Raw genomic sequence first — 13,489 nt, forward strand, 5'->3', positions numbered from 1 at the left:
GTTCAGCCGTGGACGCGCTGAGCACGCCGGCGCTGACGGGTATTCGTCGGCTATCCGCACTGGACACTGTGCGCGCGCGGATAGCACTAGCTGTGGAGCTGGGCCTGCTCCAGCCCGGCGAGCCGCTGCCACCCGGCCCGGAGATCGCCCGCGCGCTCGGCGTCGGCGAGCCGACCGTGCGCCGCGCCCTGGAGTCGCTGTGCGCCGATGGCGTGCTGGAGCGCCGACGCGGCCGTGGCGGCGGAACCTTGGTCGCCGCCAACCCTGTTCGCGGCACGGTTGCTGAGATCAACGCGTACACGGACGCGACAGCTGAAGTGCACGAGCTGATCGACCACAGGCTTGCATTGGAAAGCGGCCTTGTGCACCTGGCTGCGCTGCGGCGATCTGACGCCGACGTGGTGGCGTTGCATGAGCTGGTCGACGGGATGGAGAACGCGCACTGCTGGGCGGAGTTCCACGACCTCGACGCCCGTTTCCATCGCACTGTCATCGCGGCAAGCGGCCTGCCGTCAGCCGTGGCCCGATACGACGACCTGATGCGCGACCTGTACCGCTACTACCTGCCCTACCCGATCGAATACCTGCTCGAATCCAATCGGGAGCACGACGAGCTAGTCACCGCGATCGAACACCGTGACCCGGCGGCAGCGGTGGCGGTGACATGCAAGCACGTAGAAGTGCTGCACCAAACCATGCTGTCCCGCCACAAGGACTAAAACCCACTCCCTCGGCCGTGTTCACCGTTCCGGCACACCGTGTCGACCGTTGCAGAACACCGTGTCGACCGTTGCAGCACACCGTGTCCACCGTTCCGGCACGCCGTGTCCACCGTTCCGGAACGCCGTGTCCACCGTTCCGGAACGCCGAAATTTCCCTGGCCATCGACTGGACAACTGCAAGTTAGACCATCTAACCTTCAAGTTAGGGGCTCTAACCACGGATGGGTCAGCATGGCGCGCGCAGGTCTGTCGAAAGTCAAGTTGACCTCGTCAGCCGCCGAGATGGCTGACGAGGTCGGCATCGACAACGTCACCATCTCGGCGTTGGCCAGGCGTTTCGGCGTGACAGACGCGAGCTTGTACAAGCACTTCAAGAACCTGCGTGAACTGCGGGTGCGGGTCGCGTTGATGGCTGGCGAGGAGATGACTGACCGCATCGGCACGGCGGTCGCCGGGCGTTCAGGCAAGGACGCATTGATCGCCTTCGCCGACGCTTACCGACGGTACGCGCTTGATCATCCTGGCCGATATGCGGCGACCCAGATGCGATTCGAGCCGTCGGAAGTCGCCGACTCCTTGGGGTTGCGTCGAAGCATCGAGCTGACCTACGGGATGCTGCGCGCGTATCGGCTCACCGAGCCGGACCTGACCGACGCGGCCCGGCTGTTGCGTAGCGCGTTGCATGGCTACATCCATCTGGAACTCAGCGGTGGCTTCGGGCATCCGCGTGACGTCGAGGCGTCGTGGTCGCGATCGCTCGACGCGCTGCACGTACTTCTGCGGAACTGGCCGTCACACCAAGGGGAAAGCTCATGATCGACGTTCCTGGCGCGACTTTGTACTACGAAACCCATGGCAGCGGCCCGGTTTTGCTGCTCATTCCCGGTGGTGCGGGCGATGCCGGTATGTACGCGGGCATGATCGCGCAGCTCGCCGATCAGTACACAGTGGTCTCTTACGACCCGCGCGGTTTGTCCCGCAGCAAGCTTTCCGGGCCCGTCACCGATCAGGTTGTCGCTGAATGGAGCTCCGACGCGCGCTGCCTGCTCGACGTGGTCACGCCTGACGAGCCAGCTTTCGTGATGGGGTGCAGTTCTGGCGCGATCGTCGCGTTGGATTTGCTTGCCCGGCATCCCGAGCGGGTGCGCGGGGTGATCGCGCACGAGCCGCCGTCGCTGAACCTGTTGCCGGATCCCGTTCCGTGGCGAGAACTGTTCGCTGAGGTTCGCGAGATTTCGCTGACCGACGGGGTCGGTCCTGCCATGGCCGTGTTCAACAAAGTGCTTGACGAGCCCGAGTTCGAGCTGCCGCCTGAGATACAGGAGATGCTGCCTCGGATGGTTGCCAACATGCCGTTTTCCTCTCGCGCATGCTGGTTCCATTCTCCTCGACGATGCCGGACGTGACGGCGTTGCGAGCGGTCGCGGCCAAACTCATCCCGGCCGCCGGCCGCGAATCCCGTTCACAGGTGCCTTTCCGTGGCCCCATCGCACGGCTCGCGGACTTGGTGGGGCGTGAGCTGGTCGAGTTCCCAGGCGGGCACCTCGGCGTGACCGAACACCCGAGTGAGTGCGCGCTTTTGGTTGGTCAGTTGGCGAAACCGTCACGCCATGAAGACCATCGGGGCTTCCAGTCAAGTTCTTTGCGCGCGTAGCGGTTGTCGGCGCCACGAGCCCACGGCGTGCGGGGAGCGTCTGATGTAGACGGTGATGGCGCTCCGACAGCCTTGCAGAACGCGGGAGTCCAGTCGTAGCCCGTGGCAGGCTCGTCGTCGCAGACGTTCACGGCGCCCGTTGGCCATTCCAACGCCGCCACTGCTGCAGTGGCCGCGTCGTCGATGTGTAGGAAGCTTGTGACGTCGGCGGTTGCGGGAAGTTCGCCGCGATGTGCGAGTTGCGCCATGAGCCCGTCGGCCGTGTACCAAGTGTCTGGGCCGTACAGCATTCCGTAGCGCAGCACGACCCACTCCGGGGCTTTTTTCACCTTCGCTTCGAGCGTGGCCACCGCGCTGACCGTGGCCAGGCGGCCGCTGGAGGATTCCAGGTCGAGTGGGACGTGTTCGGCTGCCGGGGCCGATCCGGGTTCGTACACCCAGCAGATGCTCTGGGCGATGACGCGCCGCACGCCCGCTTCGAGCGCCGCTTCCACCAAGTTGGCCGTGCCCACCTCGCGAATCCTGGCGTTCGCGGCGCGGCTGCCGTCACGCAGATCTGTCAATTGGTGCATGACGACGTCCGGCTGGGCCGCCCGGACCGCCTCGGTCAGCGCGGCACGGTCGTAGACATCTCCGATGCTGACTTCGGCGCCGAGTATCTCGAGCAGGGGCGACGGTTTCCTGGTCAGTCCGACAACCTGATGTCCACCGGCGATCAGCAGCTGGGTCGCTCGCCGCCCGATCACGCCGGTGGCACCGGCCATGAAGATGCGCATAGATCCGAACCTAGGGCCTGGTCAACGCCTGCCGTGGTCCAGTTGGGACTCGATTTCGCGAGCCACCTGCTATGGACGCCAGATCCAATCCGGTCGTGGATAAAGCAGACGCAGCCCGGCGCGTACGAGGTTGTTCAGCGAGGAGTTGGTGCCTTCCTCGGCTGGATAAAACGCCTCCGAGGTAATGAAACTGCTTCCGTTCGCGGCTGCTTGCTTGATCCGGTGGGCGATCAGGGCCGACTGGATCTGGATGCCGCGGTTTCGATACTCAGCGCGTACCGCGCCTATGCCAAGGTGTCCAGACTCGCCGATTGTGACCAGCGCTGCCGTCCCTGCGAGGTGGTCTTCATTTCGTAGACGTCAGTGACCAAGTCGAGCCACTGGGCGCCGTCATCCCTGGTCAACTCTCGGATCGGCAGGTCCGTTTCGCCTGTCGGGCGTACATCCGAGATGGGGGCCGCGACTTTCGCGAAGTTCATCTCCGTTGGCTCGATCCCGAACTTCGCACAGATTTCCGGCCAGTCATCCGGCAGGATCTCCGGCGCGATCTGCAGAACAGCCAGCGGACTGCCCTCGGCGCGGTAGAAATCCAGCAGCGACTCGATCAGTTCCCCGGTGACCTCAGTGAAGCCAAGAACCTTGTTCCAATAGTCCGAGGGATCATTGCGCACAGACAAGGCCGTGCCGCCCTCGCCAAACCTGCGCAGCGCAATCCCCAACGGGCCGCCGGGACGATACAAACCGATCTGGGCCATGTACTCAGCTTCATCAAGCTCGGTCATCCGCGACAGTTGATCCACAGTCGGAGTCTCGCGCCATTTCCCCACCCCCGCCTGGCACATTGATGCCGCCCAATCCTGAGACTTGTGGACAACCAGGCGATGTGGATCTTGGAGCCCGTCGCCTTGTCGGTAGCCGTCGGTACGCTGGTGATTGGGGGCCGTGGCCGCGCTTCTGGCGGTCGGCGGAGCCTTCGAAGGTGCCTGATGGCGCCTGGGGCCAGTGACCGCAATGGCGATTGGCGAGGTCGGCCAGGCCGGTGGTCGCGACTATGGCTGGCTGGGACCTGATAGCTGGATAGTGGCTGGGTGGCGACCGGCTCGATGGCCGCAATGGCGATCCTGACGGTGACCATGGCGATGGGCATGGCTGGCGCGACAGGGACCGGCACCGCCGCCCGTACACCCTGTCCGACCTGCGGCTTTCGGGTGAAAGATCCGGTATGCCCGACCTCGGCGTGATCACGGTATCCTGGATCTTGCGTGGGGGCGTCGACGGCGACGGTTCCGCATTGTGGTTTTCCACAGTAGGCGTGGTGAGGTTTAACGCCGCGAAGTGGGAGGAACACTTCCTTATGGCGGCGTCCACGCATTCCTAGGCTTGTGGGTGTAAGAAAGGTTTCCTGGAAGAGAGCGTTGATGTCTGCTTACCTGTTGGCCGAGAACGCGCAACAACCAGTCGGCGGTATGGCTGGCTGGGCCGTCGACTTGATGGACACCCTTGGCGGTGTCGGCGCGGCACTCGTCGTAGGGCTGGACAACCTTTTCCCACCTATCCCGAGTGAACTTGTGTTGCCGCTTGCCGGGTTCTCGGCGAGCAAAGGCGTGTTCACGCTGGCTGGCGCGCTGTTCTGGACCACGCTCGGCTCTGTTGTCGGTGCGGTCATCGTCTACCTCGCTGGTGTCTTACTTGGCAGGGAGCGGACGAGAGCCATTGTCGGAAAGATCCCGCTCGTCAAAGTCGGTGATTTCGACAAAACCGAGAAGTGGTTCGCGAAGCACGGCACCAAAGCCGTCTTCTTCGGTCGGATGATTCCGTTGTTTCGCAGTTTTATCTCGTTGCCTGCTGGCGTTGAGAAGATGAATTTTCCCAAGTTTCTCATTTTAACGGCAGCGGGTAGCCTGATCTGGAACACCATCTTCGTGGTCGCCGGATTCCAGCTGGGGGAGAACTGGCATCTTGTCGATCAGTACGCTGGCGTTTTCCAGAAGATCGTCATTGGCGCGGTCGTTGTGGCCGTCGTGCTGTTCGTCATCCTGCGGATCAGGAAAAAGCGCAAGGACGACGACGCGACGCAGGTCCTGCCAAGGATCGAGCACGACAACGAAGTCACTCGTCCGATTCATCAAGGCCGTCGCTAGTGTTTGACTGTGTCAGAAACCGAGCCGTGGTCCGTTGAGAAGTTCGTTGCCGGGTTGAACCGCAAGCGGATGGCAGCAGGCGTGCTGTTTCGCGACGACAAGGACCGTGTCCTGCTCGTCGAGCCGTCGTACAAGGCGGAGTGGGAGATCCCCGGCGGCGCGGTCGACGAGAACGAAGCGCCATGGGCGACCGCGACAAGGGAACTGACCGAAGAACTCGGCATGAAGCGCGACCTCGGCAGGCTGCTGGTCGTCGACTACGTCTTCCCGCGGGAGAGTTGGCCCGAGGCGGTCATGTTCATCTTCGACGGCGGCACGCTGACCCAGTCCGATGTGGACGCCGTCGAGTTCGTCGACGGCGAGATCCTCTCGGCGGGTTTCTACGACCTCGACGAAGCGCGTGAGCGCCTCGTGCCGAGGCTGGCCAGGCGGGTCGAGGCAGCGATGCATGCGGTGCGGATGGGCACGACCGTGCTCTGCGAGCACGGGCACCGCATCGCCTAGGCGGAGTTGGCGAACACCAGCACGGCCGCCTGGTCGCCCGCGCGGACCGGGATCCAGGCTTCGGTGAGGTCGTCGAGACGGTCGAAGTCGAGGCTCAGCAACGCGCGGGACTCGAACTCGATCTCGGCGACGAAGTACACCACTTTCTCCCGGATCAACCGCTGCAGGTCGTCAAGGTCGCCAGCGGTCCACCGGACCGGCGGCCTGCCGTCGAACTTCGCGAAGAAATCGATGAACGGCGTCGCCCGGCCGACCACGACCAGGTAGCCCTCAAGGGAGTTCTGCAAGCACGCCCGGCCACCGCACCGGTTCTCGTACACCACACCCGTAGCCGACGGCACAAGAAGACACAGCACTTCGGGAACCGCGTCATGCGGATTGAAATCGACGCGCACCTGCATGGACGTAAGCGTAACGTCCGTACTTCAAAAGCCTGGCGCCGTACGTCCTGTTTGCGGTAGATGTGGTGTGTGGTCCAGATCGTGGACCGGTGGAACACGGCATATTTCCATGGCCGTCTCTCCACTGGGGTACTCGCCGAATTGCGCCAGCTCGCTGATGCGTCGCCGGACGCCCTGGCATTGGCCGACCGGGCTTTCCGCTTGATGCGGACTGCCCGGCTCGCGCCTGCCGACGTCTCGGTCTTCACCGCGTGGCTGATCGGTTTCGCCATGCCGAGAACCGTGCCAAGCGCTTGGTCAGGCACGGTCCCACCGGTCACAATGGCGGGCAGACACCGCACCATCGACGAATACGTGGCCCGAAACCCCTGGCACCGGCCGGCCGGGCAGGGCGTGTTCGTCGACATCGGCTGCGGATTCCCGCCATTCACCACCATGGAGACCGCACAACGGCTCAACGAGTGGCGCGTCATCGGCGTCGACCCGTCGTTCGGGCGATATCTGGTGTACGACAAGCAAGGCACGTACGCCTCCTACGACGATGACCTGCGCCTGCGCTACTACCAGGCGGGCAACTTCGATCCTGATCAGACCGCCACCAGGAAGCGCTTTCAGCAGATTCTCGATCGGCTCCTGCCCAAGCTGACCGGCGACGAAGTGGCCGACGAGGATGGCCGGATCGTGTGCGACCCGATGCGTCAGTACGAGACCGGCAACCTCGAACTGCGTGGCGGCGGCATTGGCGAGTTCACAGTGGACGGCGGGGCCGACGTGATCAGGTGCATGAACGTCTTCATGTACTACGACCACCCGTTCCGGCAGAAGGCGTTGGCGTGGGCCGAGGACCTGCTGCGGCCCGGCGGCCTGTTCATCTGCGGCAGCAACTGGATCGACTCGGTCGCCTCGCGCTACACGGTCTATCGCAAAGAACAGTGCGGGCTGATCGCCAAGGAGTTCGCGTTCAGCATCGACAACATACGGCCGATCGAACTGGCGCCTTGGTACGGGTTGCACGACGACTACCTGGAAAACCTCGCGAACGCGCATGCGGTCGGCACGATCCGCGAGGACACGCCGTTCCGCCGCCGGTTCGACAAGCGTCTGGACATGTTGCTCGCCAAACTGAACATGTGCCCACGTGACGCGAACGGCTACCTCGGGCACGCGCCCGACGAGATGCCCGCGGAGGAACGCTCCCGGTGTAGCTCTGTCCTCGCCTCGCAGCTGGACGACGAAGGTTTCGTGGCCGAGGCCGTCGATGTCCTGCGGCGATCGGGGCGGCACGCGTGGCGCAACCATGTGGGCCATATCGCGATGCGACCAGTGACACCACCCCCACTGGCGCCTTCATCTGTACTTTGACCCACGTGAACACTGAGCTCATGCTGATCGCCACCCAGGCCGTGTCGTTGGCGCGACGGATCATCCAGGAGCGGACGCCCGCGAACGTGTCCGCGAAAGGCGACCGCGACATGGTCACCGACGTGGACCTGGCGGTGGAGGAGGCGGTACGGGAGTTCCTTGCCGCCGAAACCCCGGAGATCGGCCTGCTCGGCGAGGAACACGGACAAACCGGCTCAACCGCGCAGAACTGGGTGCTTGACCCGATCGACGGAACCGCGAACTTCGCCCGTGGCATCCCGCTGTGTGCGGTGTCCCTTGCCTTGGTCGACGGTACGAAGCCCGTGCTCGCGGCCATCGACGCGCCCTTTTTGGACACTCGGTACACGGCGAGCTCCGGCGCGGGCGCGTACGTCAACGGCGAGCCCATTGAATGCTCATCAGTGGAGAACCTGTCCGACGCGATGATCTCGATCGGGGACTTCGCGACCGGGGAGCACGCCGCCGAGAAGAACCGGATCCGCCTGAACCTGCTCGCTGAGCTGGGCGCGAACGCACAGCGCATCCGGATGATCGGCACTGCCGCGATCGACATGGCATGGGTCGCGCAGGGCAAGCTGGACGCGACGATCAACCTGTCCAATCACCCGTGGGACACCATGGCTGGCGCGTTGGTCGTGCGCGAGGCGGGTGGCATGGTCGTCGATCACGATGGATCAGACCACTCGATGGAATCCGGCTACACGATCGCGACAACCCCCGGCATCTACACTGCGATCATGACGCGACTGGCGGACGCGCAGCGATGACGCGTCGAGTGGCTGTGTTCGGGCTCGGCGGCACGATCGCGATGACCGCGGACGCCGGTGGTGGCGTGGTTCCAGCATTGTCCGCAGGGCAACTCGTTGCGGCCGTCCCGGGTCTTGCTGAGACGGGCATAACCGTTGATGTGGTGGACTTCCGGCGTGTCCCTGGCGCCTCACTGTCCTTTGCGGACATTTACGAGCTTGCCTCGGCCTTTGGCGAGCATGATGGTTTCGTGGTCACGCAGGGGACCGACACCATTGAGGAAACCGCTTATCTGCTGGACCTCCTGCACGCACGGGACGAGCCCGTTGTGGTGACGGGAGCTATGCGCAATCCGACGTTGGCTGGAGCCGACGGCCCGGCCAACGTGTTGGCAGCCATCCAGACCGCGGCGTCTCCGGTGGCTCGTGGACTTGGTGCGCTTGTGGTGTTCGCTGACGAGATCCATGCCGCGGTCCGCGTGCGGAAGACGCACACCACAAGTGGATACACGTTCCAGTCGGCGAATGGCGGGCCGCTTGGCTACGTCGTCGAAGGCACTCCCCGCATCGTCAACCGACCAAACGCTCGCTTGAGCATCCCTCCTGCCCGAGAGCGCGACCAAGTCGAAGTTGCCGTGGTCCCCATGCTGTTGGGAGACAACGGGACTGTTCTTGAGGCCGTAGGTGACCGGGTCGATGGGCTTGTGGTGGCCGCGTTTGGCGTCGGGCACGTGCCGGTGGCCGTCGTTGAGGTCCTCAGTGGACTGGCCGAACGGATGCCGGTTGTGCTGGCTTCCCGTACCGGCGCGGGGTCAACGCTTGAGCGGACGTACGCTTTTGCGGGGTCCGAATCGGACATGCTCGGCCGAGGCCTGATCCCGGCTGGCTTCCTCGACCCGCTCAAATCCCGTGTCCTCTTGCGACACCTGCTCAGCACCGGTCACGACAAAGCAAGCATCGCCGAGGTCTTCCGGCGCGCGGGTTAGGCACGTTCCTCGGCGACGGCCGTACGCAGCGCGGGAGCGACTTCCTCGGCGAACCTCCGGATGGTCCGTGGATCGTCGCCGCCGATGAAGAACGCGCTGAACCCGTGCTCGATGACCAACGGCAGCAGCTCGTCAACCCAGTCCTCTGGCCTGCCACGCAGGAAAGTGTCCGACTGGTCGTCGAAACTCGGCCGCACGATGTTCAGCAGCCTGCGGACCTGACGCGGGTCACGGCCCGCATTCGCCGCGGCCTCGTCGATGATCGCGTTGGACCGGGCGATGTCGCCTTGCTTGAGGTACTCGAGGGTCGGCAGCCAGCCGTCGGCCTTGCTCCCGGTCAGTTTGAGCATCCTCGGCTTGTACGCACCAAGCCAGATCGAGATGTCGTGCGCGGGCTTCGGGCCGTGTTTCATCCCAGGCACTTGATAGTGCTTGCCGTCAAAGCGAAACGCGCCTCGGGTATCGGCATCCCACACACCCCGGAAGATGTCGATCGCCTCGGACAACGTCTCGATCCGCTCGCCAGGGCTCTTGCGCCCGCCGCCCATGCCATGGATCGGGTCGACGAAACTGCCCGCGCCGATGCCCAACTCGAAACGCCCGTGGGAGAGCAGATCCAGGCTGGCCGCTGACTTGGCGAGAACCGCGGGCGGCCGCAACGGCAGGTTGAGCACGTTTCCGGTGACCAGGATCCGCTCGGTCCGCGCGGCGACCCAGCTCAGCAAGGTCCACGCATCCAGCAGGCCCACGTTGTACGGGTGGTCCTGGAAAGTGGCCGCGTCCAGCCCGACAGCCTCGGTCAACTCGGCCAGTCCCACCACACGGTCCGGATCGTTCACGGACGGCGTGATGAACGTGCCCAACACCAGGTCATGACCATAGTCAGTCATGGTCGCGACAACACAGTCGATGGCCGAGATATTCCTACACCTCACCGCGTTTACGCAGCGAGCAGGAACAACGGGACGCCGACGAGAGCGGTGAACACGCCGACGGGAACCTCGCGTGGCGCGTACGAGATCCGGGCGAGCGCGTCCGTCCAGACCAGGAAAATCGCACCGGCCAGCGCGGTGAACGGCAGCAGGACCCGGTGCGTCGGGCCAACCAGAAAACGCACCCCGTGCGGAACGATCAGGCTGACGAAGCCGATCGCACCCACCGAGGCCACCGCGACCGAAGTCAACAGAGCGGTAGCGACCAGCAGGACAACCCGAGTCCGGCGAACGTTGACGCCAAGGCCGGCGGCGGTCTCGGTACCCAGCGCGAGTGTGTCCAATGCCCGAGTGCACAGCCAGATCGCGGCGAGTCCCACAACTGCCGTGACAGCGCTGATCGCGACCGATTCCCACCGCGCCGAAGACTGGACCCAAGCAACCCGTGACACCAACGGCGTTGGCTCCAGTGCCGAGCACGACAACCGCAACCGCGCTTGAGGACGCTCCATTTGAGACACCCAGAAGGTGCGGATCAGCCAGCGAATTGCGTGTGACACCTTGCAAAACGGCGCCACAGACCGCGAGGACCGCGCCGACCATCGCAGCCAGTACGACCCGGGGAATACGCAGCTCCCAGATCACCGAGTCGGTCAGTCTGGGTCGCCTGCTTGATCACGTCGCGTTGCTTGGCGATCAACGCGTTGGCGCGGTCCTGGATGCCGAAGATCTTGCCGTAGTCCTCGTAGTCACGGAAAAGCCGCTCGAACGGGGTGCCCGTCTCCTGCTGGGGACAGTCCACCGCGCTGATGTACGACGGCAGCCCGAGGCTCTGCAGCTCTTCGCGCGTGCCGACCTTGTCCTTGGTGAACCACGACTTGAACGAGCTGACCACCAGGTCGGGCGTGGCCGCGCGGAGTTGCTCGCCGGACAGCTCCTTCGCGCTGAGCACTGGGATCTTGTTGTACGCGTCCAGGTACTCCGGCAGGATCCTGCCTGCCCGGTACGCCGTGGCCCAGCGCCAGCAACGTCTCGGTCGACGACTGTTCCAGCGTGACAACCCGGCTGGGGGATCGGTCGAACCGGAGTTCTTGACCGCAGCTGGTCACAGTGATTGGCCCTGGGACTGCGTTTGCTGTACGGGTACCGCACACGCCGCGACCATGACCGTTGCGGACAACACCGCAGCCAACCGGATCACCAAGACCTCCGCTATTGCATATATTTTGCAACTACCAATTAGTTGTCGGTATACCGTAACGTACTGACAACGGTTTTCATCAGTGGTCAGGGGTTGGGACCCAACGAGCGTCTATCGAAGGGGAGCCGTGTTTCTCCGGCTATGGACTGGCACGACCGCGTCCGGCCTGGCCACCTGGGCGCTGCCGTTCATTCTGGGGCTGGCAGTCCTCGACCGAACCCTCACACCGGCCGCACTTGGTGTGATCTTGGCCGCCAGGACGATCGGTTTCCTGGCGGCCGTGCCTGTCGGCAGGGTTCTGGCGGACAGGTACGCACGCCGAGCGGTGGTGTTGTGGTCGGGCTTGATCGCGGCCATCGGGTCGCCGGTGATCGCGATGAGCTCGGTGCCCGTGATGGCTGTCGCGGCCACGGTCGTCGGAGTTGGGCAGGGCGCGTGCCGTCCGGCGTTCCAGGCCTTGGTGGCTGAGGTCGTGCCCGAGGATCGCAGGCAGCGGGCCAACGCGGCGATGACGCTGTCGGTACGTGTGACCACCTTGGTGGCGCCCGGCCTGACCGCTTTGCTCGCGACTGTCGTGAGCACGGGCGGGCTGCTTGTCGGAACTGGCGTGTTGTGGCTGGTAGCGGCTCTGGTCCCGCCCAAGGGGGCGGGGAAGCCCGTGGCTGCCCCTGACACGCGGCTGGTGAAGGAGTTCGTCGAGGGGATTCACGAAGCCCGGCGGCATCCGTGGTTTGTCGCTGGGCTCGGCGCGTTGGCAGCGGTGATCTTCACCGGCTACTCGGCGACCGGCGTGGCCTTGCCGCTGTTGAGCGAATCCGAGGGGATGCTCACCGCGGCTCTGACCGGATACACCGCTGGGGCGCTGGTCGGGGCGTTGATCATGTCCAGGTGGCGGCCCCGATCACCGGGACGGGCCGCCCTGGCTGGACTGGCGTGTTACGGGTTCGCGCCGCTGAGCCTGTTGCTGGACGCTGGGCCCGTTGTCGTGGTGGCTGCTTATGTCGTCACCGGGATCGGCATCGAGCTGTTCAACGTGCCGTGGTTCACCGCGACCCAGCGCGAGGTCGAGCCGCGGCTGCTCGCCCGGGTTTCCTCTTTGGACTTCCTGCTGTCCTACGGATTGGCCCCCATCGGCTTGGCGTTGATCGCACCGGCCATCGAAGCCTTTGGCACGACGGCTGTTTTGGCCGCGTGTGCGGCCGTGTGCTTCGCCGCTCCCGGCCTCGCGGCCTTGGTTCCGGGGGCCCGCGGGTTTCAGTCGCTTGTCAAAGCCAACCGCTGACTGATTTCCTCGCCAGCCTTACGAACCAGTTCAACCAGTTGGGGCTGTTGCTCGGGCGAAACCCGAGACGCCACCGCGGCAACACTCACCGCGGCCACGACCGAACCAGCCTCATCCCGGATAGGCGCGGCAACCCCGAGGACCTCGGCATCAACCTCAGCCCGGGTAACTGAATATCCGTTCTCACGAATCTCAGCCAACCGAGCCATCAAGTCATCGACGCTGGTCAGCGTGTTCGGCGTGAACCGCTGCAGCGAAGAAACCGCCAGAATCTCGCGAGCCTCCTCCGGAGCCGTCCACGCCAGCAGCACCAACGCCGAAGCGCCCGCGTTGATCGGCAAAGTGCTTCCGCGCTCGTAAGAGATCCGGACCCGGTGCGTTTCGGACTCCGCCCGGTCAAGGCACACCACGAGATCTCCGACCCGCCGAGTCAGCAGCACGGTCTCGTGCGCCGAAGCCGCAAGCGAGGCCATCACAGGCGCGGCCACCTCGGACAGGCCGTACGACTTACGAGCAAGCCTGGCCAGTTCGAGGATCCGCAGGCCTAGGCGGAATCCGCCACCGGGTGCCTCCTCAAGGAAATGGCTGCCGACCAGGCTTTGCAGGTAGCGATACGCCGTCGACTTCGCCACGCCAAGCCTGCTCGCCACTTCAAGCCCGGAGACCACCGGCAGGTCCTCGGAGAACATGCCGAGGATGTCCAGCGCCTTGTCCGCGGTGGAGTTGCGCTCCCGATAGCCCGATGAATCGCGTCCAGCCAT

The 13,489-nt window shown here is 64.5% G+C and carries 15 protein-coding genes and 1 pseudogene; 9 read left to right on the plus strand and 7 right to left on the minus strand.

Annotation, left to right across the window (positions count from 1 at the left end; translation table 11 throughout):
* The first annotated feature begins 8 nt into the window (after nucleotides 1-8).
* From LWC34_RS50825 to LWC34_RS50835, 3 genes are all read left to right on the plus strand, one after another.
* Complete coding sequence (locus LWC34_RS50825) at nucleotides 9-719, plus strand: FadR/GntR family transcriptional regulator (protein WP_233733380.1); 711 nt, start codon at nucleotides 9-11, stop codon at nucleotides 717-719.
* Between the two features lie 234 nt (nucleotides 720-953).
* Nucleotides 954-1,538 (plus strand): TetR/AcrR family transcriptional regulator, encoded by a 585-nt coding sequence (locus LWC34_RS50830; RefSeq protein ID WP_233733381.1) that lies wholly within the window; start codon nucleotides 954-956, stop codon nucleotides 1,536-1,538.
* Nucleotides 1,535-2,128 (plus strand): alpha/beta fold hydrolase, encoded by a 594-nt coding sequence (locus tag LWC34_RS50835; protein ID WP_233733382.1) that lies wholly within the window; start codon nucleotides 1,535-1,537, stop codon nucleotides 2,126-2,128. The genes LWC34_RS50830 and LWC34_RS50835 overlap by 4 nt, the downstream gene beginning before the upstream one ends.
* A 181-nt stretch (nucleotides 2,129-2,309) precedes the next feature.
* Here the strand turns inward: LWC34_RS50835 and LWC34_RS50840 are convergent, their stop codons facing one another.
* Nucleotides 2,310-3,152 carry an NAD-dependent epimerase/dehydratase family protein gene (locus tag LWC34_RS50840; RefSeq protein WP_233733383.1) on the minus strand — a complete coding sequence of 281 codons (843 nt, stop codon included), beginning with the start codon at nucleotides 3,150-3,152 and terminating at the stop codon, nucleotides 2,310-2,312.
* A 284-nt stretch (nucleotides 3,153-3,436) separates the two neighbouring features.
* Nucleotides 3,437-3,934 carry a hypothetical protein gene (locus tag LWC34_RS50845; RefSeq protein WP_233733385.1) on the minus strand — a complete coding sequence of 166 codons (498 nt, stop codon included), beginning with the start codon at nucleotides 3,932-3,934 and terminating at the stop codon, nucleotides 3,437-3,439.
* 636 nt (nucleotides 3,935-4,570) lie between these two features.
* Between LWC34_RS50845 and LWC34_RS50850 the strand changes: the two genes are divergently transcribed.
* Together LWC34_RS50850 and LWC34_RS50855 are read left to right on the plus strand one after the other, a co-directional pair.
* Complete coding sequence (locus LWC34_RS50850) at nucleotides 4,571-5,293, plus strand: DedA family protein (RefSeq protein ID WP_233733387.1); 723 nt, start codon at nucleotides 4,571-4,573, stop codon at nucleotides 5,291-5,293.
* A 9-nt stretch (nucleotides 5,294-5,302) separates the two neighbouring features.
* The gene (locus tag LWC34_RS50855; protein ID WP_233733389.1) at nucleotides 5,303-5,797 is read left to right on the plus strand and encodes an NUDIX domain-containing protein; all 495 of its coding nucleotides are present in this window, start codon (nucleotides 5,303-5,305) and stop codon (nucleotides 5,795-5,797) included.
* Here LWC34_RS50855 and LWC34_RS50860 read toward each other — a convergent pair.
* On the minus strand, nucleotides 5,794-6,198 hold the full coding sequence (locus LWC34_RS50860; protein ID WP_233733391.1) for a DUF6210 family protein: 405 nt from the start codon (nucleotides 6,196-6,198) through the stop codon (nucleotides 5,794-5,796). The two genes, LWC34_RS50855 and LWC34_RS50860, sit on opposite strands and share 4 nt — an antisense overlap.
* A 69-nt stretch (nucleotides 6,199-6,267) precedes the next feature.
* Between LWC34_RS50860 and LWC34_RS50865 the strand changes: the two genes are divergently transcribed.
* The 3 genes from LWC34_RS50865 to LWC34_RS50875 are packed head-to-tail and all read left to right on the plus strand — an operon-like array spanning nucleotide 6,268 to nucleotide 9,313.
* Nucleotides 6,268-7,560: a class I SAM-dependent methyltransferase gene (locus LWC34_RS50865; protein WP_233733393.1), complete on the plus strand. Its 1,293-nt coding sequence runs from the start codon at nucleotides 6,268-6,270 to the stop codon at nucleotides 7,558-7,560.
* Nucleotides 7,561-7,580: 20 nt separating this feature from the next.
* Entirely contained in the window at nucleotides 7,581-8,348 is a 768-nt protein-coding gene (locus LWC34_RS50870) for an inositol monophosphatase family protein (protein ID WP_233734176.1), read from the plus strand.
* A complete protein-coding gene (locus tag LWC34_RS50875; protein ID WP_233733395.1) occupies nucleotides 8,345-9,313 on the plus strand; it encodes an asparaginase in 969 nt (322 codons plus the stop codon). Before LWC34_RS50870 ends, LWC34_RS50875 begins: the two co-directional genes overlap by 4 nt.
* Here the strand turns inward: LWC34_RS50875 and LWC34_RS50880 are convergent.
* The 3 genes and pseudogenes from LWC34_RS50880 to LWC34_RS59240 all read right to left on the minus strand — a co-directional run.
* Nucleotides 9,310-10,203, minus strand: coding sequence for an LLM class flavin-dependent oxidoreductase (locus LWC34_RS50880; RefSeq protein ID WP_233733397.1), 894 nt, complete (start codon nucleotides 10,201-10,203; stop codon nucleotides 9,310-9,312). The genes LWC34_RS50875 and LWC34_RS50880 overlap by 4 nt on opposite strands.
* A 50-nt stretch (nucleotides 10,204-10,253) precedes the next feature.
* A complete protein-coding gene (locus LWC34_RS50885; protein ID WP_233733399.1) occupies nucleotides 10,254-10,757 on the minus strand; it encodes a FecCD family ABC transporter permease in 504 nt (167 codons plus the stop codon).
* Nucleotides 10,750-10,848: pseudogene (locus LWC34_RS59240) on the minus strand (iron chelate uptake ABC transporter family permease subunit); the annotation flags it as partial. The gene LWC34_RS50885 and the pseudogene LWC34_RS59240, both read right to left, overlap by 8 nt.
* 725 nt (nucleotides 10,849-11,573) lie before the next feature.
* Here LWC34_RS59240 and LWC34_RS50895 point away from each other — a divergent pair.
* The gene (locus LWC34_RS50895; protein ID WP_233733402.1) at nucleotides 11,574-12,728 is read left to right on the plus strand and encodes an MFS transporter; all 1,155 of its coding nucleotides are present in this window, start codon (nucleotides 11,574-11,576) and stop codon (nucleotides 12,726-12,728) included.
* Here LWC34_RS50895 and LWC34_RS50900 read toward each other — a convergent pair.
* Nucleotides 12,701-13,489: an IclR family transcriptional regulator gene (locus LWC34_RS50900; RefSeq protein ID WP_233733403.1), complete on the minus strand. Its 789-nt coding sequence runs from the start codon at nucleotides 13,487-13,489 to the stop codon at nucleotides 12,701-12,703. The two genes, LWC34_RS50895 and LWC34_RS50900, sit on opposite strands and share 28 nt — an antisense overlap.

This window comes from Kibdelosporangium philippinense (assembly GCF_021390435.2).
GTDB classification, from domain to species: domain Bacteria; phylum Actinomycetota; class Actinomycetes; order Mycobacteriales; family Pseudonocardiaceae; genus Kibdelosporangium; species Kibdelosporangium philippinense.